The 19,282-nt window shown below is 58.1% G+C and carries 26 protein-coding genes, 1 tRNA gene and 2 pseudogenes; 10 read left to right on the top strand and 19 right to left on the bottom strand.

Annotated elements, in window-relative coordinates; genetic code table 11:
• Position 1 precedes the first annotated feature (1 nt).
• Genes ACOERD_RS04785 through ACOERD_RS04775 form a run of 3 tightly spaced genes read left to right on the top strand, consistent with a single transcriptional unit; the run spans position 2 to position 1,397 of the window.
• A complete protein-coding gene (locus ACOERD_RS04785) occupies positions 2–553 on the top strand; it encodes a 6,7-dimethyl-8-ribityllumazine synthase (protein WP_419738214.1) in 552 nt (183 codons plus the stop codon).
• Positions 550–1,032, top strand: coding sequence for a transcription antitermination factor NusB (gene nusB / locus ACOERD_RS04780; protein WP_419738213.1), 483 nt, complete (start codon positions 550–552; stop codon positions 1,030–1,032). The genes ACOERD_RS04785 and nusB overlap by 4 nt, the downstream gene beginning before the upstream one ends.
• A 59-nt stretch (positions 1,033–1,091) precedes the next feature.
• Positions 1,092–1,397: a hypothetical protein gene (locus ACOERD_RS04775; protein ID WP_170478268.1), complete on the top strand. Its 306-nt coding sequence runs from the start codon at positions 1,092–1,094 to the stop codon at positions 1,395–1,397.
• Between the two features lie 213 nt (positions 1,398–1,610).
• Here ACOERD_RS04775 and ACOERD_RS04770 read toward each other — a convergent pair whose 3' ends face one another.
• On the bottom strand, positions 1,611–2,036 hold the full coding sequence (locus ACOERD_RS04770) for an SRPBCC family protein (RefSeq protein ID WP_170470217.1): 426 nt from the start codon (positions 2,034–2,036) through the stop codon (positions 1,611–1,613).
• A complete protein-coding gene (locus ACOERD_RS04765) occupies positions 2,033–2,353 on the bottom strand; it encodes a metalloregulator ArsR/SmtB family transcription factor (protein WP_170470214.1) in 321 nt (106 codons plus the stop codon). The genes ACOERD_RS04770 and ACOERD_RS04765 overlap by 4 nt, the downstream gene beginning before the upstream one ends.
• Before the next feature lie 115 nt (positions 2,354–2,468).
• On the opposite strand from ACOERD_RS04765, the gene ACOERD_RS04760 reads away from it, so the two are divergent.
• Positions 2,469–2,900, top strand: coding sequence for an MmcB family DNA repair protein (locus ACOERD_RS04760; RefSeq protein WP_419738212.1), 432 nt, complete (start codon positions 2,469–2,471; stop codon positions 2,898–2,900).
• A gap of 6 nt (positions 2,901–2,906) precedes the next feature.
• Here ACOERD_RS04760 and ACOERD_RS04755 read toward each other — a convergent pair whose 3' ends face one another.
• Positions 2,907–3,095, bottom strand: coding sequence for a DUF6324 family protein (locus ACOERD_RS04755; protein WP_170376278.1), 189 nt, complete (start codon positions 3,093–3,095; stop codon positions 2,907–2,909).
• 78 nt (positions 3,096–3,173) lie between these two features.
• Here ACOERD_RS04755 and ACOERD_RS04750 point away from each other — a divergent pair, with 78 nt between their 5' ends.
• On the top strand, positions 3,174–3,656 hold the full coding sequence (locus ACOERD_RS04750; RefSeq protein ID WP_419738211.1) for an N-acetyltransferase family protein: 483 nt from the start codon (positions 3,174–3,176) through the stop codon (positions 3,654–3,656).
• 47 nt (positions 3,657–3,703) lie between these two features.
• Positions 3,704–3,780 (top strand) — tRNA-His (locus ACOERD_RS04745).
• Between the two features lie 80 nt (positions 3,781–3,860).
• On the opposite strand, the pseudogene ACOERD_RS04740 reads toward ACOERD_RS04745, so the two are convergent.
• The 6 genes and pseudogenes from ACOERD_RS04740 to ACOERD_RS04715 form a co-directional block, all read right to left on the bottom strand.
• Positions 3,861–4,238 (bottom strand): annotated as a pseudogene (locus ACOERD_RS04740) (ABC transporter permease subunit); the annotation flags it as partial.
• 137 nt (positions 4,239–4,375) lie between these two features.
• A complete protein-coding gene (locus ACOERD_RS04735) occupies positions 4,376–5,557 on the bottom strand; it encodes an ISNCY family transposase (protein ID WP_419737631.1) in 1,182 nt (393 codons plus the stop codon).
• 31 nt (positions 5,558–5,588) lie between these two features.
• Positions 5,589–6,083, bottom strand: a pseudogene (locus tag ACOERD_RS04730) (ABC transporter permease subunit); the annotation flags it as partial.
• Positions 6,080–6,967: an ABC transporter permease subunit gene (locus ACOERD_RS04725; protein ID WP_170376284.1), complete on the bottom strand. Its 888-nt coding sequence runs from the start codon at positions 6,965–6,967 to the stop codon at positions 6,080–6,082. The gene ACOERD_RS04725 and the pseudogene ACOERD_RS04730, both read right to left, overlap by 4 nt.
• 81 nt (positions 6,968–7,048) lie before the next feature.
• The gene (locus ACOERD_RS04720; protein ID WP_419738210.1) at positions 7,049–7,744 is read right to left on the bottom strand and encodes a transporter substrate-binding domain-containing protein; all 696 of its coding nucleotides are present in this window, start codon (positions 7,742–7,744) and stop codon (positions 7,049–7,051) included.
• Complete coding sequence (locus tag ACOERD_RS04715) at positions 7,683–7,940, bottom strand: hypothetical protein (protein ID WP_419738209.1); 258 nt, start codon at positions 7,938–7,940, stop codon at positions 7,683–7,685. Before ACOERD_RS04715 ends, ACOERD_RS04720 begins: the two co-directional genes overlap by 62 nt.
• Here ACOERD_RS04715 and ACOERD_RS04710 point away from each other — a divergent pair.
• Positions 7,933–9,675, top strand: a complete 1,743-nt coding sequence (locus tag ACOERD_RS04710; protein WP_419737624.1) for an IS1634 family transposase — start codon at positions 7,933–7,935, stop codon at positions 9,673–9,675. The genes ACOERD_RS04715 and ACOERD_RS04710 overlap by 8 nt on opposite strands.
• 6 nt (positions 9,676–9,681) lie before the next feature.
• On the opposite strand, the gene ACOERD_RS04705 is transcribed toward ACOERD_RS04710, so the two are convergent.
• From ACOERD_RS04705 to ACOERD_RS04665, 9 genes are all read right to left on the bottom strand, one after another.
• Complete coding sequence (locus ACOERD_RS04705; protein ID WP_419738208.1) at positions 9,682–9,837, bottom strand: hypothetical protein; 156 nt, start codon at positions 9,835–9,837, stop codon at positions 9,682–9,684.
• Between the two features lie 34 nt (positions 9,838–9,871).
• A complete protein-coding gene (locus tag ACOERD_RS04700; RefSeq protein ID WP_419738207.1) occupies positions 9,872–10,648 on the bottom strand; it encodes an ABC transporter ATP-binding protein in 777 nt (258 codons plus the stop codon).
• Positions 10,649–10,773: 125 nt separating this feature from the next.
• Entirely contained in the window at positions 10,774–10,998 is a 225-nt protein-coding gene (locus ACOERD_RS04695; RefSeq protein ID WP_419738206.1) for a hypothetical protein, read from the bottom strand.
• A gap of 36 nt (positions 10,999–11,034) precedes the next feature.
• Positions 11,035–11,517, bottom strand: a complete 483-nt coding sequence (locus tag ACOERD_RS04690; RefSeq protein ID WP_419738351.1) for a phosphate/phosphite/phosphonate ABC transporter substrate-binding protein — start codon at positions 11,515–11,517, stop codon at positions 11,035–11,037.
• Positions 11,518–11,522: 5 nt separating this feature from the next.
• Entirely contained in the window at positions 11,523–11,960 is a 438-nt protein-coding gene (locus tag ACOERD_RS04685; protein WP_170376289.1) for a TerB family tellurite resistance protein, read from the bottom strand.
• Between the two features lie 20 nt (positions 11,961–11,980).
• Complete coding sequence (locus ACOERD_RS04680; protein WP_209250414.1) at positions 11,981–12,430, bottom strand: TerB family tellurite resistance protein; 450 nt, start codon at positions 12,428–12,430, stop codon at positions 11,981–11,983.
• Positions 12,431–12,472: 42 nt separating this feature from the next.
• On the bottom strand, positions 12,473–12,766 hold the full coding sequence (locus ACOERD_RS04675) for a DUF1330 domain-containing protein (RefSeq protein ID WP_170470190.1): 294 nt from the start codon (positions 12,764–12,766) through the stop codon (positions 12,473–12,475).
• A 62-nt stretch (positions 12,767–12,828) separates the two neighbouring features.
• A complete protein-coding gene (locus ACOERD_RS04670; RefSeq protein WP_419738205.1) occupies positions 12,829–13,605 on the bottom strand; it encodes an isocitrate lyase/PEP mutase family protein in 777 nt (258 codons plus the stop codon).
• Positions 13,606–13,702: 97 nt separating this feature from the next.
• Positions 13,703–15,346: a CTP synthase gene (locus tag ACOERD_RS04665; protein WP_419738204.1), complete on the bottom strand. Its 1,644-nt coding sequence runs from the start codon at positions 15,344–15,346 to the stop codon at positions 13,703–13,705.
• A 203-nt stretch (positions 15,347–15,549) separates the two neighbouring features.
• On the opposite strand from ACOERD_RS04665, the gene ACOERD_RS04660 reads away from it, so the two are divergent.
• Positions 15,550–15,825, top strand: a complete 276-nt coding sequence (locus ACOERD_RS04660; protein WP_419738203.1) for a helix-turn-helix domain-containing protein — start codon at positions 15,550–15,552, stop codon at positions 15,823–15,825.
• A gap of 85 nt (positions 15,826–15,910) precedes the next feature.
• Here ACOERD_RS04660 and ACOERD_RS04655 read toward each other — a convergent pair whose 3' ends face one another.
• Entirely contained in the window at positions 15,911–17,653 is a 1,743-nt protein-coding gene (locus ACOERD_RS04655) for an IS1634 family transposase (RefSeq protein ID WP_419738202.1), read from the bottom strand.
• On the opposite strand from ACOERD_RS04655, the gene ACOERD_RS04650 reads away from it, so the two are divergent.
• Both ACOERD_RS04650 and ACOERD_RS04645 read left to right on the top strand, forming a co-directional pair.
• Positions 17,646–17,831 (top strand): hypothetical protein, encoded by a 186-nt coding sequence (locus ACOERD_RS04650; RefSeq protein WP_419738201.1) that lies wholly within the window; start codon positions 17,646–17,648, stop codon positions 17,829–17,831. The two genes, ACOERD_RS04655 and ACOERD_RS04650, sit on opposite strands and share 8 nt — an antisense overlap.
• Positions 17,832–18,053: 222 nt before the next feature.
• Positions 18,054–19,235: an ISNCY family transposase gene (locus ACOERD_RS04645; protein ID WP_419737600.1), complete on the top strand. Its 1,182-nt coding sequence runs from the start codon at positions 18,054–18,056 to the stop codon at positions 19,233–19,235.
• Positions 19,236–19,282: the final 47 nt, after the last annotated feature.

The raw sequence follows: 19,282 nt of genomic DNA, 5'->3' as shown, positions 1-19,282 counted from the left end.
CATGGCTGAACAAGACAAACATGGCATTCTGCCGACACCTAGCTTCGACAAACCGGTGAAGCTGCTGATCGTCGCGGCGCCTTTCTACCGCGCGATTGCCGACAATCTGATTGCGGGCGCGAAGGCCGAGATCGAAGCGGCGGGCGGCACCTGTGAGGTTGTCGAAGTACCCGGCGCGCTTGAGATCCCAACCGCTATCGCGATGGCTGATCGTCAATGCGACTTCGACGGCTATGTCGCGCTGGGCTGCGTCATTCGCGGCGAGACCACGCATTATGAAACCGTCTGCAACGACTCCAGCCGTGCGATCCAATTGATGGGCCTGCAGGGGCTTTGCATCGGCAACGGCATCCTGACCGTCGAGAATGACGATCAGGCCGAAGTCCGCGCAAATCCCGAAAAGAAGAATAAAGGTGGCGGAGCAGCCGCTGCGGCCTTGCATCTGATCGCGCTCAGCCGTAAGTGGGGCTCTTCCAAAAAGGGCGTGGGCTTCAAGCCGCCGTCCGAGTCCATCCTTGTGGCGGGCGACAGCAACGGATCCACGACAGCATGACCCAGACAGACGCGCCGAAACCGGCCAACCAGAAACGCCTGATGAAATCCGCCGCCCGGCTTTACGCCGTGCAGGCACTGTTCCAGATGGAGCAATCGGGGCAGACGACTGAAGCGGTCGTGAATGAGTTTCTGGATCACCGGTTCGGTGCCGTCTACGAGGGTGAGGAAATGCTGGACGGCAACATCAGCGTCTTCCGGTCGCTGGTCGATAATGCGGTGAACTATCAGGCGCCGATCGACCAGATGACCGACCGCGCTCTGGTCGCCAAATGGCCGATCTCACGCATCGACCCAACCTTGCGCGCGTTGTTCCGCGCCGCCGGGGCCGAGCTGACCCAAAGCGAGACGCCGCCAAAAGTGGTTATCACCGAGTTCGTCGACGTCGCGCGTGCCTTCTTCCCTGAAGGCAAAGAGCCGAAATTCGTCAACGCCGTGCTGGATCACATGGCCCGTGAGGCTCAGCCCGAGGCATTCTGACGCCTTTACTCGAGCCAAACATGCGCTAACCTGAATGTCATAGCGCAATGAGGTTCGCCATGCCCAAACTGATCCGCCTGTATATCACGCAAGTCGCTTGGGGTTTCGTTATCTCGGCCGTGTTTGTAGGGGTGCTTCTAGCATTTAACGTGGCAAACCTCCGTCATTTGATCACCAGTTCGGAAATCGGTCTGGTCGCGCTTGCGATGATCTGGTTCATGAACGGGATCGTGTTTGCCGGTGTCCAGTTCGGTTACAAGATCATGAGCATGGCAGAAAAACCCGGAGGCCCACGTCGCGGCTCGCCCGTGGTCGACAGCTTCAAGCCGGCATTGGCCAAGCAGGAAGCCCGCGCAGAGCGCTGATTTTCAGGGGAAATGTGGCGGGACCACCAGTCAACCGTGCGGTGTGATTCCCGAGGACCTGTATGTACAGGTGGGCGCCAGGTAATCAGGCCAGGACCTGAACAGAGCCAGCCCCCTCGGAATTGCTTAAGGCCACCAGAATGCTACCAGTCACAAGAAGGGCAGAACCCGCCAAGCGCCTACGTAGGGCGTCCGGCGGATTTACACAAGGGGTCAGGCATCAACAGTTTCGTGCAGCGCCGTGCGCATCTTGCCGAAATGCTCGTCCCAGCCATTGTCGAGCGCAAGGATCAGGCCGAACGCATCCGCACCCTGGGGCAAACCTTCATGTTGAAGGCTAAGCTTTGTACCTCCTGCGACGGGGGTCAGAGTCCATCTGACTAGACTGACCGCGTCTCCCATCGGCTTCACAGCGAATGTGTACTCAAGATATTCAGGGGCACGTGCTTCCCGTACCTCGCCCCAGATCAGCAGGTCGCCGCTGGTGGTCCCGAACATTTGCAGTTTGCTTCCTTTGGTCAACGTGCAATCCGGTTTGTGAAACCACTCTGCCAGCCGTTCGGGCTCGGTCAGATAGGCCCAGACAGTATCTCGATCGGCCCGTAGAAAAATCGTCTTTTGCAATACAGCATTCGTCATTCTTTTTTCCTTTCAATAGCTTCCTTAAGAGAGTTGAGGCGTTCATCCCAGAACTGGTCAAAGTAGCTGAGCCAATCCAAGACCGGGGCCATGCCCTGTGGTTCAATGCGGTTGATGCGTTCTCTGCCGCGAGCTTCCACCGTAATAAGCCCGCCATCAGACAAGACCGTCAGGTGCTTTTTGACGGCAGCCCTCGTCATGTCGAACCGGTTCGTCAGCTGCCCGATCGTCATGTCCTGAGAGGCCAGCAGTTTGATGATGTCCCGACGGGTTGGGTCTGCAAGCGCACGGAACGCGTTTTGGGTAAGGGTTTGCATTTGTCGCCTCGGTAAAGATACCGTTTGGTATTATATTAATGTGATACCATATGGTACCATGTCAAGCGTTGAGTGAAGACTTTACTTTTGTTCACTAATTGTTCACATTCTCGGTATGACACTGGATTTACAGCCTGGACAGAAACTTGCGCGCGGCGTCGCGCGCCATCTCACCGCCCACGGTTTTGTTTCCGTTGAAGAATTTGTGCCGACGCGCGGGCTGCGCGTTGATGTGATGGGGCTAGGTCCAAAGGGCGAGCTTTGGGTGATCGAGTGCAAATCCAGCCGTGCTGACTATCAGTCAGATTCGAAGTGGCAAGGCTATCTGGAGTGGTGCGATCGATTTTTTTGGGCTGTCGATACTGAGTTCCCAACGGACCTGTTACCGCAGGAAACCGGTCTGATCATTGCCGATGCTTATGATGCCGAAATCATTCGCATGGCACCCGAGGATAAGCTGCCTCCGGCCCGGCGTAAAAAGATGATCCAGAAATTCGCGACCGATGCAGCGCGTCGATTGCAGGCGCTGCGCGATCCGCGGCTGTGACGCAGTTCAGCCTTTGACGGCCAGGGCAGCCTGTGCGGCGGCACGCAGCTCGTCTGCGATCTCTTCGGCTTCCTCGGGATCGAAATCCATCGGAATCTCAAGGCCATCTGCCTCGATAAACAGACGTACCATACCCTGATCTGTGGGGCCGATCTGAAGGTTGGCCTGAATGTCGCGTTCGGTGTTGATACCCATACTCGCCTCCGGGGACTGAGCGTTCCTGCTAGCGCGCACGGGGTTGAGAATCAAGCGGCCTTTGCGCTCTGATACGGTATGCAGAATGTAAGCATCAGATCCTTTCAGCCCCAGGATGCGCCTTGGTTGGTTGAGCGTCACGGAACCCTCTATGCCCGCGATGAGGGGTTTGATGACAGCTTCGCCCCGCTGGTCGCACGCATACTGGATGGTTTTGTTGCCGATCATGACCCAGCGTGTGAGAAGGGCTGGATCGCCGAGGCAGAAGGCCAAAGACTGGGGAGTATCTTTTGCGTCAAACTGGACACGCAGACCGCAAAACTGCGCCTTTTTCTTCTTGTGCCAGAGGCGCGTGGTCTGGGGCTGGGAAAGCGGCTTCTGAGTACCTGTATGGGCTTTGCCAAGGCGGCTGGGTACCATCAAATGCAGCTATGGACGCATGAAAGCCACAAGGCCGCCTGCGCCTTGTACCAGTCCACCGGATGGCAGCTGGTGGACAGCAAGCCGGTGCATTCTTTCGGCGTCGACCTTGTCGAACAAAGCTGGAAAATTAGGCTTTAATCCTCTTGCATTCCCGTGGCGTGTTCGGTAAATCGCCCCTCACAAGTGCCGCCTTAGCTCAGTTGGTTAGAGCGCTGGATTGTGGATCCAGAGGTCCCCTGTTCAAGCCAGGGAGGCGGTACCATTTCCCAAATTTTCGAACAAAAAACCGCGCTGTAAGCGCGGCGTAGAGTGTTTGATTTTGATGCTCAGGCGCGCTGGAGATCAGCGCGCCAGGTTCAGGCGCAACTTCATTTTGCTTTTCCGGGCGGCGGGCAGGTGCCTGTTCAGTCGCTTGTTGACCAGTCCAAAGCCCCAGATGATGACCAGCGTCAGCAGGATGAAATAGAAGGCCAGAATCGGATAGGGGATGAACGGGTTGAAGGTCTTGTCTGCGAAATAGCTGGCGTAATACAGGGCGTCTCCGCGTTGCTGCCAGGCCGGGAAGGCTGAGAAAAAGACCAGCGTTGTCGCGTGGAACAGAAAGATCGCCTCGTTAGTGTAGGCGGGCCAAGCCAGTCGCAGCATGGTCGGCCAGACAATCCGGCGGAAGCGGGCCCAGCCGGTCATGCCATAGGCATCTGCGGCCTCGATATCACCCTGTCGAGAACATTCTGAATTGTCCGGTGTAGGTAACATGCCAATTGTCCGCTTCAGTTGATTGCGCGGTGGCCCAATTCGGAGGGAGCCGTAGGCGACCGTAGATTTGGGCCACCGCGTTCGCGCCACGTCGAAGCGGGTCACGCGACTTTGTGTTTGCTATCCTCCTGTGTGATGGGTGATCCGTCAGGCTGGTAGCGGCCAATGCATCTCGGGCCGTGGAAGATGACCAGTTGACCATCGGGGTATTCGTGGACCCTGACCTTCGCCTTGACGAAATGATGACGGTGCCTGTCTGCCGCGATCTGCATGACCAGGCCCTTGTAGCGCACCGTATTGTCGTTGCCGACGACGCGGTCTTCCTGCACACACAGGGTGTCGCGCACATTGCCTGTAAACGGCACGAAGGCCGAGGTCGTATCCTCCGGCTCCTTTGCAAACAGGGCATTGTGTTCGGGAAGATAGACCTCTTTCAGGAACTGATTGGCCTCTTCAATGGTTGTGATCCCATGGGACCGCAGTTCCTGCGGCAATCGGTTCTGGAACGTGCCAAACATGCGTTCAGACCGTCCACGGGCCTGCGGTGAATAGGCCGGGATCAGCTCAATGCCGAGTTGCTGCAAGGCGCGCCCGACCTGGGTCAGATTGTCCTTGTCCACTTTGCCGCCCGCTTCGGGCGTATGCCAGTAATGAGAGCCCCGATCGGCATAGAGCGAGCAAAACAGACCTTGCGCCTCGATCACCTCTGTCAGCCCCTGAAAACTGCTCATCGTCCCTTCTTCCTCGACAAAGAATGCCGAATAAACCCGGTTGGTGGCATCGTCCATGGTGACGATCAGATCCCACCACTGACCCGGAACCCATTCATGGCTGGAGCCGTCCTGATGCAACATCATGCCAACCATCGGACGGCGGGGCCGCTTGCGCCGATGGGCACCTCGTCGGGGTGCTGCCTGAACCCGGCCGTGGCGCTGCAGTGTAAGCCGCACCCAGTTGTAGCTCTGTGTGAAACCATGGTGGGCCACCAGCTTCTCGTGGAAATGCTTCGGCGTGTAATCCCAGTACTTGGTATCAAACAGTTCAAGCATCTCCATGACCTTATCCGTGGCAACACGATTGTTGGCCAGTTTGCCAAGCCGACGGTCGTACAGACCTTCTGCACCATCCGCCTCAAATCGATCCTCCCAACGCCTGACGGTGCGCACGGATACACCCAGTATCTCAGCCGCCTGTTCTTGCGTCAGCTTGTTCGCGCTTCGCCGCGAATACACATCTTCAAACTTCATCAGTCGAACTTCCTGTAACACTTCTGCTCGGTTCATAACGCCTCCTCTCAGAGACAGAATAGAACCGGACAGATCGCATGTTACATACACCGGACATATCGCGTGTTAGCGACACGGCCTCGATATCACCCTTGGGGATCGAGCGAAGGGCGCCATAGAATATCTCGCCCGTGTACGCGGCTGTGTTGAGGAACAGCACGATCAATGCCCCCAACCAGGCCGACGTCAGGGCGTCGAACATCGGATAGGGCTTCTTCAGCGACAGGAAGAAGAAATAAGCAAAGAAGAACTGGATGAACAGTGGAGAACCTCGGAACAGAAAGATGAACCATTCCGAAGGTTTACGCAGCCATTTGTTCGGAGATGCCTTGCCGACGGCCAGCGCGGTGGCCAAAAAGAAGCCAGTCGCCAGGGCCATGATGCCGAAATAGACATTCCAGATCATACCCGATCCGATCAGCGTGAACTGTTCGCATAGGGTGAAGTCTGATTTGGGTAACAGGCGTTCGCCAAGCCCGACAGAGCGCAGGGCGTAGTCCTGGATCGTCTGGATGCAGCTCATGCCGTCGTCTCCTTGCGCAACAGCTCTCCACCGGATGTGGCCTGACCGTGGGACAGGCGGCGCATCAGCTTTTCAAGCACAATTTCCGAGACGCGGGTCATGCCGAGGTAGAAGATCAGCAGGAACAGGAAATACCACATGCGCCAGTCGCCATGGGGGTAGTCGGTGAAGCGCGACGTTTTGGTGCCGCCCAACTCACGCGCCCAATAGACGATGTCTTCGATGCCCAGCAGGAAAAGAAGCGGGGTGGCCTTGATCAGCACCATCCACAGGTTGGACAGGCCGGGCAGGGCATAGACCCACATCTGCGGTACCAGAATTCGCCAGAATGTCTGGCGGCGGGTCATGCCATAGGCCTCGGCCGTTTCAAGCTGAGCATGTGGCACGGCGCGCATACCGCCGAACAGAACGTTGGCCGCAAACGCGCCAAAAACGATGGAAAAGGTGACAACGGCCAGGAAGAACCCATAGGTCTCGTGGACCCATTCTGGGGCGCTGCCCAAGGGCAGTTTGGCGGCCTGACAGACGATGAAGTCATTGCCTTGACGGACCGGATCTGTCCATTCGGGACACATGACCTGGTGGCGTGTCCACTCAAAGGCCTGATCCAGGGCGATGACAAAAAACAAGAAAAACGCGATGTCCGGGACGCCGCGCACGATGGCGATGTACCCTTTGCCCAGCCAACTGAGCGGCGCGACATGTGACCTGGCTGCCATCGCGCCCGCAAAGCCAAAGCTCAGCGCGACCGGGGCGGTCACGGCCAACAAGCCAAGCACCTTGAGGAAGGACAGGTAGAACGACCAATGTACGCCGTTGGTCAAATAGCACGAAAACCAGCGGAACGTGCCCAGCGTGTCGGGATCAGCGCAATAGGAAAACATGTGGCGTCTTTCGAACGTCAATTCCGGCGCGAGGCCGGGATAGGTTCGGCGCAATCAAGACGCCGAACCTGTTAGTGCAGATCAGTTGGAAACGACAGAGCCGTCAGCGTTGTAGGTCGGAACGCCTTCGCCGAACCATTTGACGATCAGTTCGTTCAGCGAACCATCCGCTTTCATCGAGGTGATCGCTTCGTCGAACTTGCCGCGCAGTTCGCCGTCGGATTCACGGATACCCAGGCCGATACCGCCGCCCAGCGGGACGTCATCCCCTACGAATACCAGCTCACCGCCCGATTCTTCGACGATCGGCACAAGGAAGTCTTTGTCGGCGAACACGGCGTCTGCTTCGCCGTTGCGCACGGCTGCGATGGTTTCTTCGGGGGTCGCGAATTCGACCAGAGTCGCGCCGGATTCAGCCACGTGACCCGCCTGAATGGTTGCTGTCTGTGCTGCAACGATACCGCCGCCTACGTCAACTCCGTCCGATGCGCCAACATAGGCCGACGCCGCAGGAGGGAAGTAGTTTTGAGTGAAATCAATCACTTCATCACGCTCGTCGGTGATCGACATGCCTGCAATGATGGTGTCGTAGTTACCCGAGACCAGGTTCGGAATGATCGAGTCCCAGTCATTCTTGACCCACTCGCATTCCAGGTTTGCGCGCTTGCACAGCTCGTCGCCCACTTCACGCTCGAACCCGTCGATTTCGCCGGCATCATTGATGAAGTTGTACGGAGGGTAGGCGCCCTCGGTCCCCATGCGGACGGTGTCGGCCATGGCGATACCGGCGATCAGCGCAAGTGCTGCGGTAGACAGAATCAGGTTTTTCCTGACTTCCGACCTTTTTGTTGATCTGACTGGGTTTTTGGTTTGTTTTCAGGTGTGGTTGCTCAGAGGCGCGTTGTAGTGCCCCATTATTATAAAAAGTATTGACATGGGCCTTCAGATGGCTAACCTCTTCGCCCATGTTCATCCGCACCAAACATGACGCAAAGCTCAACCGCACACGGATCCAGATCGTTGAATCCGTCCGCACCGGCTCCAAGGTACGCCAGAAGATCCTGCGCCATGTGGGTGTGGCCCATAACGACAGCGAGATTGAGGATATCAAGCGTCTGGCGGGCCGCTTGATGGAGCAATTACGCATTGATCGCTCGCCGCAAATGGAACTGTTCACGCCCACGGAATATGCCGATCTGCAGGCGCTGGTGCGCCGCGCTCCGCGGCCGGACAAGCTTGGCGTTGATCTTGCCGAGTGCCGTGAGGAGGCGCGGGTCTCTCTGGGTCTGCGGGATGTCATGGGGACGATGTATGACCAACTGGGTTGGGGGGCCCTTCTGGGGGCGGCGCGTAAAAGTGCCAATCGCATTGTGAAAGAGCTGGTTATGGCGCGGATCGCACAGCCCGAGAGCAAGCGCGCGACCGTGGAGGCGTTGGAGAACCAGGCAGGCATCACGCTCAATCTGGACGTGGTCTATCGGAGCATGGATTACATCAATACGCCGGTGATAGACGGGATTTGCAAAACCTCTCACGCGGCGGCAGAGAAGTTGCTGGGCGGGCCAGTGACCGTGCTGTTCTACGATTGCACGACCCTGGCCTTTGACACCGAGCGCGAGGACCCGGCCGAGGATGCGGACGGGGTCGAGCAGGATCATCTTCTGGCCAAGGGCTTCAGCAAGGATGGCAAGCATCACCGCGCTCAGGTCATGCTGGCGCTGATCGTCACCTCCGATGGGCTGCCTGTGGGCTATGAACTCTTCCCGGGAAACACCTGGGAAGGTCATACGCTGGAAGCTGCGCTGAAGGCGTTGGAGGGACGCTTCGACGTGGCCAGGGTCACGTTCGTGGCCGATGCCGCCATGCTCAGCAAGGACAACCAGCAGATGTTGCAGAACAAGGGTCTGCCCTACATCCTCGGCTATCGCATGAAGTCCGCCCCGGCCGCCGTGAAGGCGAACATTTTGAGCCCGGAGGGACGCCAGCCTTGGGCTGGACACGGTTCTGAAGAGGCAACCGAGAAGGGCTGGTACAAGGTGATCGACCAGGAGGGAGCGCGGGTCATTGTGACCTGGTCACCCACCCGGGCACGCAATGATGCCCACAAGCGCGACAAGGCAATCGAAAAGCTGCACAAGAAGCTCAAGCGCTCTCGCAAACCCGGCAGCTTCAGCAGCCGGGGATATGGCCGCTTCCTGGCCTTCCCCGACAGCGGGGACGTCACGCTGGATGATGCAAAGATCAAGGCAGCGGCACAATGGGACGGGCTGCATGCCATTGTTGTTCATGGTGCGGACGAACTGGAGGCACAGGACGTCATTGCCCGCTATCACCAGTTGTGGGAGATCGAAGCCTGCTTCCGCACCAACAAGCACGATCTGAAAATCCGGCCCATCTATCACTGGTCGCCGCGTCGGGTCCGGGCCCATATCGCCATCTGCTACATGGCCTTCTGCTGCCTGCAGCACCTGCGCAAGCATCTGGACCTGCTCGGACACCCGATGAGCCCGGCTCGTATCCGCAACGAGTTGAACGCATTGCAGCTCTCGATCCTGCGCCACAAAGGCACCCCTGACCGCTACGGCATGCCAAGCCATGCCACGGTCGATGCCAGACGCATCCTCACCTGCGTCGGCCTGACCTGGAACGAAGCCCCTTTCAAGATACCCCCCGGGCGCACCCGAAAAACTGGCCAGACCAAAGCCTGAGCTCCCTCAACACTCCGAAACAATCGCTGGCGAAAAAAGTCCGTGTAGTGCCTTTTGGCAACCAAGGCATAATAATATCAATGACTTATACGAAAAAATGTCGGAAGTCAGGATACCGGCGATCAGCGCAAGTGCTGCGGTAGACAGAATCAGGTTTTTCATTGGTTACTCCCCAGTTTGGTTCTGTTTTTGAAACTTATGCCGCCTGAGTGGCGGAAAGAAAGCCCCGAAGCCGTTCGGATTCAGGCGCTGTAAAGATATCTTCGGCCCTGCCTTCCTCTTCGATCCGGCCCTGATGCAGGAACACCACGTGGCTTGAGATATCGGCGGCCATCTTCATGTCATGGGTCACGATGATCATCGTCCGGCCTTCGGCGGCGAGATCCTTGATCACCTTGATCACTTCCTGCTCCAGCTCGGGGTCGAGTGCCGAGGTGGGTTCGTCGAACAGCAGCGCTTCGGGTTCCATGCACAAGCCGCGCGCGATGGCCGCGCGCTGTTGCTGACCACCTGACAGTTGCGCAGGGTAGACATCGCATTTGTCGCCGATGCCGACCTTTTTCAAATATTTGCGCGCGCTGTCTTCCACTTCGGCCTTGTCACGGCCCAAAACGGTCACTGGGGCCTCCATGACATTTTGCAAAATGGTCATGTGTGCCCACAAATTGAATTGCTGGAACACCATGGACAGATTGGTACGAATGCGCAGGACCTGTTTGGGATCGGCGGGACGGCGGGCGCTGCCCGAGCCGCTCCATTTCACAGGCTCACCCTTGAACGTGATCTCACCCTGTTGGCTGTCTTCCAGAAGGTTGCAGCACCGAAGCAAAGTGGATTTCCCCGAGCCAGAGGACCCGATAAGCGAGACCACATCGCCGCGTTTCGCGGTGATATCCACGCCCTTGAGCACCTCGAGATTACCGAAGCTTTTGTGAAGGTCCTTGATCTCGATTACGGCAGAGGCGTCTGTCACGGAAGCTCCAGTCATGAGTGGCGTTGGTGCGGTAATAGGGCGGAAAATCCGGCGCAATGCAATGCGCAAAACACAGAATCGAGCGGGGAATCAATCAAAATGACCAAAGGTCGTGATCAAATTGGTTAGCTGCTGCGCAACTGTGCTTTGGGCGAAGGCGCAGTTGGAATAGCGAGGTACGCGCTTGCGGGAATATTGATCAACCCACGGATGCGCAGATTACCTCGATCCTCATCCGTCAGAGCATCAATGGCGGCCTGAACCGCGCGTGCGATCCGAAGCGCATCCTGCGATTTCGAAGTGATGTAGGGCAGCCCTGGGGTCGGTTCCGTTTCGGCAACGTCGCGCAATGCGTCTCCCAGATCGGTATGCTCCTTAAGAAGCTCTCAGGTCAGCGCGTCGAGCGCGGCGAAATCGCTCATGCCCTCGGCCACGGATTGGGCCGAATTGGCATGCGCTCCGGTCTGCTGCAGGTGCTTCGGTGCAAGCCCCATCTGGGACAAATGCGTGATCGGAGCGGACCAGCCGGATTGAGACAGCGCTTCGTTATAGACAAAGACACCGTCCGTCAGCTCCGCCAGACTGCGCGGATCATCGGCGCGGGCGACAAAGACGGATCTGTAGTAACCCTTTGGACATCCTATAAGACCATAGTCCGGTGTGCCGACCAGTTGCACCGCATCATGAAGCTGCGTTCGGTAGGGCATACCGCAGGTTTGGGCAAAGATCAGATCTGTATCGCGCCAAATGTCCCAGAAATCGCGCGACCGATCCAGATTGGCGGGACCGAACCCCAAATGCGTCCTGATCAGATCCCAGAAGCGATCGTTGGAGGCGCGCAGGGCGGGCATGTCATACATGCCCAGCATCGCTGTCACGCTTTGGCGGCCTTCTGACGGGCGAGGGCTGAATCCACGTCGCTGACACCCAGCAGGCTGACCACAAGGCGCAGCAGCGAATCCTCCTCACCGGTCCTTTGCCCATCGGCAAGGGCGACCGACCACATGGCCTGCACAACGGCCAGCCGATCCTCGTAGGCGACGGCCTCTTTAATGGCGCGGGTGAAGCGGACGGTGTCGGGGGCCTCGGCCTCAAGGTCTTCGGCGCGGGCGCGCAGGCCTGCAGCTTCGAAAGGCGACAAGCCGTAGCGTTCGACCGAGACTTTGTCGATTCGGGCCATTTCCGAGTCGGCGTAGTCATTGTCGGACCGGGCGATGCGTACCAACAATGCCGTCAGCGCCAGTCGGGCATCATCTTCGGCCAGAGGGTCGGGGTCAGGCTGTGTCAGCCGGGACAGAAAATCACGAAACATGAAATAGATATAGAGCCAGGTTAGTGAGCTTCCAAGCGGCTTTGCACCCGTTCACGGGCGGATTTGCTGTCATTGAAGCTGAGGCCCATCGCAACACGGGCCTCCTCGACGATCTTGACCTCACCCTCATCCGTGTCGCCATCGGCCAGCACGACCTCCCACAACGCGTCCAGCGCGGCGAGGCGTTCGTTCAGGTCGGTGGTTTCGCGGATCAGCTTGCCGAACGTGTCGGTGTCCGGTGCCGCCGCATGAAGTTTCTCGCAGGTGGCGCGGACCTTGGCGGCCTCGATCGCGTTGTGCTGATAGAGGCGGGCCAGAATGCGATCAATCAGGCTGATCTCTTCCAGTTTGTAGTCCCGGTCCGCTTGCGCAACACGCACCATCAATGCACCCAGCGCCAGTTCGGCGTCGGGGTCGGGCAGGTGTTCTGTCTGTGGCGGTCGAAACGCTTGGAAGAATTTTTTCAACATGAGGCCAATCTAATCCATATTTTGTGGCGCGCCAAGTTGAGACTACCCGTCATAGCCCTCAATGATCACAAGATCGCCGAGCGAGACAGGATCGCGCAGCGCTTTGGCCTTTTGGTAGCCTTCGCTTTCGTAACAGGCGAGGGCCTGTTCGTAGCTGGGAAACTCGATCACGACCGTTCTTGCCCGTGCTGCGCCCTCTCTGACCTCGCGCGAACCGCCGCGCACCAGAAAGCGGGCGCCATAGGCGGAGAAAGGCTCAGCGTTCGCTGCGATGTAGTTCTTGTATGTCTCCATATCGTCGACATCGACATGGGCCACCCAGTAGCCTTTGCTCATGGAACTCTCCCGTTTTGGTTTAGGGCAGGGTGCGAAGTTTGCCTCAAAATTGCAAGCTGCGCTTACCCGGTGTAGTCGATAGCCTGACGCGCCTGTTCGGTTAGCCACGCGATCATCTGACGATAGGGCACCGGGCCGTAGCTGACCCGGGCCACGCCCAGCTTGGCGAGAGTCGCTGAGTCTGGTGTTCCCGGCAGAGCGATGATGTTGACCGGCAACTCGGTGGCCTCACAGAGCTGTCGGATCATCGTCTCGTCTTTCAGGCCGGGGGCAAAAAAGCCGCTAGCGCCTGCGGATTGGAAGGCCGAAGCGCGAGCAATAGCGTCTTCCAGCATCGCAGAATCATGCGTGTCTGCCGGTGCTTTCAGGAAGATATCTGTGCGGGCGTTGATATAGGCGGGAATACCGGCCGCGTCGCAGGCTTTGCGCATCGCCTCGATTCGCGCGGCTTGATCGGGAATGGTGTGAAGGCCGTCTCCGCCGACGATCTGATCCTCAAAATTGAAGCCAACAACACCGCAATCCAACGCCCGTGCCGTATTGTCGGTAATGCCAGCAGGATCGACGGCATAAGCCCCTTCAAAGTCCAGCGTGACGGGCAGATCAACGGCACTGACGATGCACTTTGCGTTGTCCAGCGCGGCCTCCAGCGGGATGTGCTGCCCGTCTGCATAGCCTTGCGCCATCGCGACCGGAGCGCTGCCTGTTGCGATCGCCTGCGCGCCTGCGTCGCGCACGGCGGCGGCGCTGCCAGCGTCCCAGATGTTGAACAGGATGACCGGGTCGCCTTTGACATGCAGGCGCGTGAAGGTTTCAGCACGTTGGGCTTGGGTCGTCATGGGGTATCTCCTGTCGAAACTCGTTCAACAGTTAATCCCATGACGCCGGAATCCTAAGCGCTTAATTGTGTCGGTACATCACGTTGCAGCGACCGGATCAGACCAGTCGAGAGCTGTCCTTAGCCGCGCGCACGAAGTCGCGGAACAGGGGATGCGGATCGAACGGCTTGGATTTCAGCTCGGGGTGATACTGAACGCCGATGAACCACGGGTGATCCGACCATTCGACAATCTCGGGCAAGCGGCCATCGGGGGACATGCCCGAGAAGTTCAGGCCCGCTTTTTCAAGCTGCTCGCGATATTTAATGTCGACCTCATAGCGATGGCGGTGGCGTTCCTCGATCTGGGTGCCGCCATAGACATTCGCAACTTTCGAGCCTTCGGCGAGAACTGCGTTATAGGCGCCAAGGCGCATGGTGCCGCCCTTGTCGTCGCCCACTTTGCGTTCGACCTTGTGATTGCCCTGAACCCATTCCTTTAGGTGGTATACCACCGGTTCAAACCGTTTCTTGCCAGCCTCGTGATCGAACTCTTCCGAGCCCGCCTCGGCGATACCAGCTGCATTACGCGCGGCTTCGATCACAGCCATCTGCATGCCGAGACAGATGCCCAGATAGGGCACCTTATGCTCGCGCGCGTATTGCGCCGCCTTGATCTTGCCCTCGGTGCCACGTTCGCCAAAGCCGCCGGGGACGAGGATGGCGTGGTAACCTTCCAGATAAGGGGCGGCATCCTCGTGGTCGAACACCTCGGCATCGACCCATTCGATCTTGACCCTGACGCGGTTCGCCATGCCGCCATGGGTCAGCGCCTCGGCAATCGACTTATAGGCGTCTTCCAACTGTGTGTATTTACCTACAATCGCGACCTTCACCTCGCCTTCGGCGTTGTGGATGCGGTCGCTGACGTCCTCCCATTTGGCCAGATCGGGCTTGGGGGCGGGGCTGATCTGGAATGCGTCCAGAACCGCCTGATCCAAACCTTCCTTATGATAGGCCAGAGGCGCGTCGTAGATGGCGGACAGGTCCTGCGCCGCGATCACGCTATCGGGGCGCGCATTGCAGAACAGGGCCAGCTTTTCGCGCTCTTTCGTGGGGATCGGCCCCTCGGACCGGCAAACCAGAATGTCGGGGGCCAGGCCGATCGAGCGCAGCTCTTTCACCGAGTGCTGGGTCGGCTTGGTTTTCAGCTCACCCGAGGCTTTGATGTAGGGCAGCAGAGTCAAGTGCATAAAGATGCACTGACCGCGCGGCTTGTCTTGGCTGAATTGACGAATAGCCTCAAAGAAGGGCAGGCCTTCGATATCGCCCACGGTACCGCCGATCTCACACAGCATGAAATCGACCTCATCCTCGCCGATGGCGATGAAATCCTTGATCTCATTGGTGACGTGCGGGATCACCTGAATAGTCTTGCCGAGGTAATCCCCGCGGCGTTCTTTCTCCAACACGTTGGAATAAATCCGCCCCGAGCTGACCGAGTCGGTCTTGCGCGCGGCCACACCGGTGAAGCGTTCATAGTGACCAAGGTCCAGATCGGTTTCGGCGCCATCATCGGTGACGAAAACTTCACCATGCTCGAAAGGCGACATGGTGCCGGGGTCAACGTTCAGATAGGGGTCCAGCTTGCGCAGACGCACCGAGTATCCCCGCGCCTGCAACAGCGATCCCAGAGCCGCCGAAGCCAGTCCTTTACCCAAGGACGAAACCACACCACCAGTGATGAAAATAAAACGCGCCATGTTTTTTCGGCTGCTCCCGTGAGACGTCAAAATCAGCTGCCCGACGGTTCCGAAAAACCGCTGCATCACGGGACTTCACGTATAAAGGATTCGCGCCAATAGCGCAAGAGAACCGCAAGATGCTGTGTCGCTAACACGCGATATGTCCGGTGTATGTAACATGCGATCTGTCCGGTTCTATTCTGTCTCTGAGAGGAGGCGTTATGAACCGAGCAGAAGTGTTACAGGAAGTTCGACTGATGAAGTTTGAAGATGTGTATTCGCGGCGAAGCGCGAACAAGCTGACGCAAGAACAGGCGGCTGAGATACTGGGTGTATCCGTGCGCACCGTCAGGCGTTGGGAGGATCGATTTGAGGCGGATGGTGCAGAAGGTCTGTACGACCGTCGGCTTGGCAAACTGGCCAACAATCGTGTTGCCACGGATAAGGTCATGGAGATGCTTGAACTGTTTCCTGACTTCCGACATTTTTTCGTATAAGTCATTGATATTATTATGCCTTGGTTGCCAAAAGGCACTACACGGACTTTTTTCGCCAGCGATTGTTTCGGAGTGTTGAGGGAGCTCAGGCTTTGGTCTGGCCAGTTTTTCGGGTGCGCCCGGGGGGTATCTTGAAAGGGGCTTCGTTCCAGGTCAGGCCGACGCAGGTGAGGATGCGTCTGGCATCGACCGTGGCATGGCTTGGCATGCCGTAGCGGTCAGGGGTGCCTTTGTGGCGCAGGATCGAGAGCTGCAATGCGTTCAACTCGTTGCGGATACGAGCCGGGCTCATCGGGTGTCCGAGCAGGTCCAGATGCTTGCGCAGGTGCTGCAGGCAGCAGAAGGCCATGTAGCAGATGGCGATATGGGCCCGGACCCGACGCGGCGACCAGTGATAGATGGGCCGGATTTTCAGATCGTGCTTGTTGGTGCGGAAGCAGGCTTCGATCTCCCACAACTGGTGATAGCGGGCAATGACGTCCTGTGCCTCCAGTTCGTCCGCACCATGAACAACAATGGCATGCAGCCCGTCCCATTGTGCCGCTGCCTTGATCTTTGCATCATCCAGCGTGACGTCCCCGCTGTCGGGGAAGGCCAGGAAGCGGCCATATCCCCGGCTGCTGAAGCTGCCGGGTTTGCGAGAGCGCTTGAGCTTCTTGTGCAGCTTTTCGATTGCCTTGTCGCGCTTGTGGGCATCATTGCGTGCCCGGGTGGGTAACCAGGTCACAATGACCCGCGCTCCCTCCTGGTCGATCACCTTGTACCAGCCCTTCTCGGTTGCCTCTTCAGAACCGTGTCCAGCCCAAGGCTGGCGTCCCTCCGGGCTCAAAATGTTCGCCTTCACGGCGGCCGGGGCGGACTTCATGCGATAGCCGAGGATGTAGGGCAGACCCTTGTTCTGCAACATCTGCTGGTTGTCCTTGCTGAGCATGGCGGCATCGGCCACGAACGTGACCCTGGCCACGTCGAAGCGTCCCTCCAACGCCTTCAGCGCAGCTTCCAGCGTATGACCTTCCCAGGTGTTTCCCGGGAAGAGTTCATAGCCCACAGGCAGCCCATCGGAGGTGACGATCAGCGCCAGCATGACCTGAGCGCGGTGATGCTTGCCATCCTTGCTGAAGCCCTTGGCCAGAAGATGATCCTGCTCGACCCCGTCCGCATCCTCGGCCGGGTCCTCGCGCTCGGTGTCAAAGGCCAGGGTCGTGCAATCGTAGAACAGCACGGTCACTGGCCCGCCCAGCAACTTCTCTGCCGCCGCGTGAGAGGTTTTGCAAATCCCGTCTATCACCGGCGTATTGATGTAATCCATGCTCCGATAGACCACGTCCAGATTGAGCGTGATGCCTGCCTGGTTCTCCAACGCCTCCACGGTCGCGCGCTTGCTCTCGGGCTGTGCGATCCGCGCCATAACCAGCTCTTTCACAATGCGATTGGCACTTTTACGCGCCGCCCCCAGAAGGGCCCCCCAACCCAGTTGGTCATACATCGTCCCCATGACATCCCGCAGACCCAGAGAGACCCGCGCCTCCTCACGGCACTCGGCAAGATCAACGCCAAGCTTGTCCGGCCGCGGAGCGCGGCGCACCAGCGCCTGCAGATCGGCATATTCCGTGGGCGTGAACAGTTCCATTTGCGGCGAGCGATCAATGCGTAATTGCTCCATCAAGCGGCCCGCCAGACGCTTGATATCCTCAATCTCGCTGTCGTTATGGGCCACACCCACATGGCGCAGGATCTTCTGGCGTACCTTGGAGCCGGTGCGGACGGATTCAACGATCTGGATCCGTGTGCGGTTGAGCTTTGCGTCATGTTTGGTGCGGATGAACATGGGCGAAGAGGTTAGCCATCTGAAGGCCCATGTCAATACTTTTTATAATAATGGGGCACTACAACGCGCCTCTGAGCAACCACACCTGAAAACAAACCAAAAACCCAGTCAGATCAACAAAAAGGTCGGAAGTCAGGAGCCAGTCCTTTACCCAAGGACGAAACCACACCACCAGTGATGAAAATAAAACGCGCCATGTTTTTTCGGCTGCTCCCGTGAGACGTCAAAATCAGCTGCCCGACGGTTCCGAAAAACCGCTGCATCACGGGACTTCACGTATAAAGGATTCGCGCCAATAGCGCAAGAGAACCGCAAGATGCTGTGTCGCTAACACGCGATATGTCCGGTGTATGTAACATGCGATCTGTCCGGTTCTATTCTGTCTCTGAGAGGAGGCGTTATGAACCGAGCAGAAGTGTTACAGGAAGTTCGACTGATGAAGTTTGAAGATGTGTATTCGCGGCGAAGCGCGAACAAGCTGACGCAAGAACAGGCGGCTGAGATACTGGGTGTATCCGTGCGCACCGTCAGGCGTTGGGAGGATCGATTTGAGGCGGATGGTGCAGAAGGTCTGTACGACCGTCGGCTTGGCAAACTGGCCAACAATCGTGTTGCCACGGATAAGGTCATGGAGATGCTTGAACTGTTTGATACCAAGTACTGGGATTACACGCCGAAGCATTTCCACGAGAAGCTGGTGGCCCACCATGGTTTCACACAGAGCTACAACTGGGTGCGGCTTACACTGCAGCGCCACGGCCGGGTTCAGGCAGCACCCCGACGAGGTGCCCATCGGCGCAAGCGGCCCCGCCGTCCGATGGTTGGCATGATGTTGCATCAGGACGGCTCCAGCCATGAATGGGTTCCGGGTCAGTGGTGGGATCTGATCGTCACCATGGACGATGCCACCAACCGGGTTTATTCGGCATTCTTTGTCGAGGAAGAAGGGACGATGAGCAGTTTTCAGGGGCTGACAGAGGTGATCGAGGCGCAAGGTCTGTTTTGCTCGCTCTATGCCGATCGGGGCTCTCATTACTGGCATACGCCCGAAGCGGGCGGCAAAGTGGACAAGGACAATCTGACCCAGGTCGGGCGCGCCTTGCAGCAACTCGGCATTGAGCTGATCCCGGCCTATTCACCGCAGGCCCGTGGACGGTCTGAACGCATGTTTGGCACGTTCCAGAACCGATTGCCGCAGGAACTGCGGTCCCATGGGATCACAACCATTGAAGAGGCCAATCAGTTCCTGAAAGAGGTCTATCTTCCCGAACACAATGCCCTGTTTGCAAGGGAGCCGGAGGATACGACCTCGGCCTTCGTGCCGTTTACAGGCAATGTGCGCGACACCCTGTGTGTGCAGGAAGACCGCGTCGTCGGCAACGACAATACGGTGCGCTACAAGGGCCTGGTCATGCAGATCGCGGCAGACAGGCACCGTCATCATTTCGTCAAGGCGAAGGTCAGGGTCCACGAATACCCCGATGGTCAACTGGTCATCTTCCACGGCCCGAGATGCATTGGCCGCTACCAGCCTGACGGATCACCCATCACACAGGAGGATAGCAAACACAAAGTCGCGTGACCCGCTTCGACGTGGCGCGAACGCGGTGGCCCAAATCTACGGTCGCC

It is taken from the genome of Ruegeria sp., from assembly GCF_965199275.1.
In the GTDB taxonomy this organism is placed as follows: Bacteria; Pseudomonadota; Alphaproteobacteria; order Rhodobacterales; family Rhodobacteraceae; genus Ruegeria.
The sequence above is the reverse complement of the archived record's forward strand: the minus strand, read 5'-3'. Positions and strand labels throughout refer to the sequence as shown.

What these genes read in the sequence shown, in the direction of transcription:
- ACOERD_RS04785 (WP_419738214.1), top strand. Translation starts at nt 2, where the DNA reads ATGGCTGAACAAGACAAACATGGCATTCTGCCGACACCTAGCTTCGAC.
- nusB (WP_419738213.1), top strand. Translation starts at nt 550, where the DNA reads ATGACCCAGACAGACGCGCCGAAACCGGCCAACCAGAAACGCCTGATG.
- ACOERD_RS04775 (WP_170478268.1), top strand. Translation starts at nt 1,092, where the DNA reads ATGCCCAAACTGATCCGCCTGTATATCACGCAAGTCGCTTGGGGTTTC.
- ACOERD_RS04770 (WP_170470217.1), bottom strand. Translation starts at nt 2,036, where the DNA reads ATGACGAATGCTGTATTGCAAAAGACGATTTTTCTACGGGCCGATCGA.
- ACOERD_RS04765 (WP_170470214.1), bottom strand. Translation starts at nt 2,353, where the DNA reads ATGCAAACCCTTACCCAAAACGCGTTCCGTGCGCTTGCAGACCCAACC.
- ACOERD_RS04760 (WP_419738212.1), top strand. Translation starts at nt 2,469, where the DNA reads ATGACACTGGATTTACAGCCTGGACAGAAACTTGCGCGCGGCGTCGCG.
- ACOERD_RS04755 (WP_170376278.1), bottom strand. Translation starts at nt 3,095, where the DNA reads ATGGGTATCAACACCGAACGCGACATTCAGGCCAACCTTCAGATCGGC.
- ACOERD_RS04750 (WP_419738211.1), top strand. Translation starts at nt 3,174, where the DNA reads ATGCAGAATGTAAGCATCAGATCCTTTCAGCCCCAGGATGCGCCTTGG.
- ACOERD_RS04735 (WP_419737631.1), bottom strand. Translation starts at nt 5,557, where the DNA reads ATGAACCGAGCAGAAGTGTTACAGGAAGTTCGACTGATGAAGTTTGAA.
- ACOERD_RS04725 (WP_170376284.1), bottom strand. Translation starts at nt 6,967, where the DNA reads ATGTTTTCCTATTGCGCTGATCCCGACACGCTGGGCACGTTCCGCTGG.
- ACOERD_RS04720 (WP_419738210.1), bottom strand. Translation starts at nt 7,744, where the DNA reads ATGGCCGACACCGTCCGCATGGGGACCGAGGGCGCCTACCCTCCGTAC.
- ACOERD_RS04710 (WP_419737624.1), top strand. Translation starts at nt 7,933, where the DNA reads ATGTTCATCCGCACCAAACATGACGCAAAGCTCAACCGCACACGGATC.
- ACOERD_RS04715 (WP_419738209.1), bottom strand. Translation starts at nt 7,940, where the DNA reads ATGAACATGGGCGAAGAGGTTAGCCATCTGAAGGCCCATGTCAATACT.
- ACOERD_RS04705 (WP_419738208.1), bottom strand. Translation starts at nt 9,837, where the DNA reads ATGAAAAACCTGATTCTGTCTACCGCAGCACTTGCGCTGATCGCCGGT.
- ACOERD_RS04690 (WP_419738351.1), bottom strand. Translation starts at nt 11,517, where the DNA reads ATGCTGGGCATGTATGACATGCCCGCCCTGCGCGCCTCCAACGATCGC.
- ACOERD_RS04685 (WP_170376289.1), bottom strand. Translation starts at nt 11,960, where the DNA reads ATGTTTCGTGATTTTCTGTCCCGGCTGACACAGCCTGACCCCGACCCT.
- ACOERD_RS04680 (WP_209250414.1), bottom strand. Translation starts at nt 12,430, where the DNA reads ATGTTGAAAAAATTCTTCCAAGCGTTTCGACCGCCACAGACAGAACAC.
- ACOERD_RS04675 (WP_170470190.1), bottom strand. Translation starts at nt 12,766, where the DNA reads ATGAGCAAAGGCTACTGGGTGGCCCATGTCGATGTCGACGATATGGAG.
- ACOERD_RS04670 (WP_419738205.1), bottom strand. Translation starts at nt 13,605, where the DNA reads ATGACGACCCAAGCCCAACGTGCTGAAACCTTCACGCGCCTGCATGTC.
- ACOERD_RS04665 (WP_419738204.1), bottom strand. Translation starts at nt 15,346, where the DNA reads ATGGCGCGTTTTATTTTCATCACTGGTGGTGTGGTTTCGTCCTTGGGT.
- ACOERD_RS04660 (WP_419738203.1), top strand. Translation starts at nt 15,550, where the DNA reads ATGAACCGAGCAGAAGTGTTACAGGAAGTTCGACTGATGAAGTTTGAA.
- ACOERD_RS04650 (WP_419738201.1), top strand. Translation starts at nt 17,646, where the DNA reads ATGAACATGGGCGAAGAGGTTAGCCATCTGAAGGCCCATGTCAATACT.
- ACOERD_RS04655 (WP_419738202.1), bottom strand. Translation starts at nt 17,653, where the DNA reads ATGTTCATCCGCACCAAACATGACGCAAAGCTCAACCGCACACGGATC.
- ACOERD_RS04645 (WP_419737600.1), top strand. Translation starts at nt 18,054, where the DNA reads ATGAACCGAGCAGAAGTGTTACAGGAAGTTCGACTGATGAAGTTTGAA.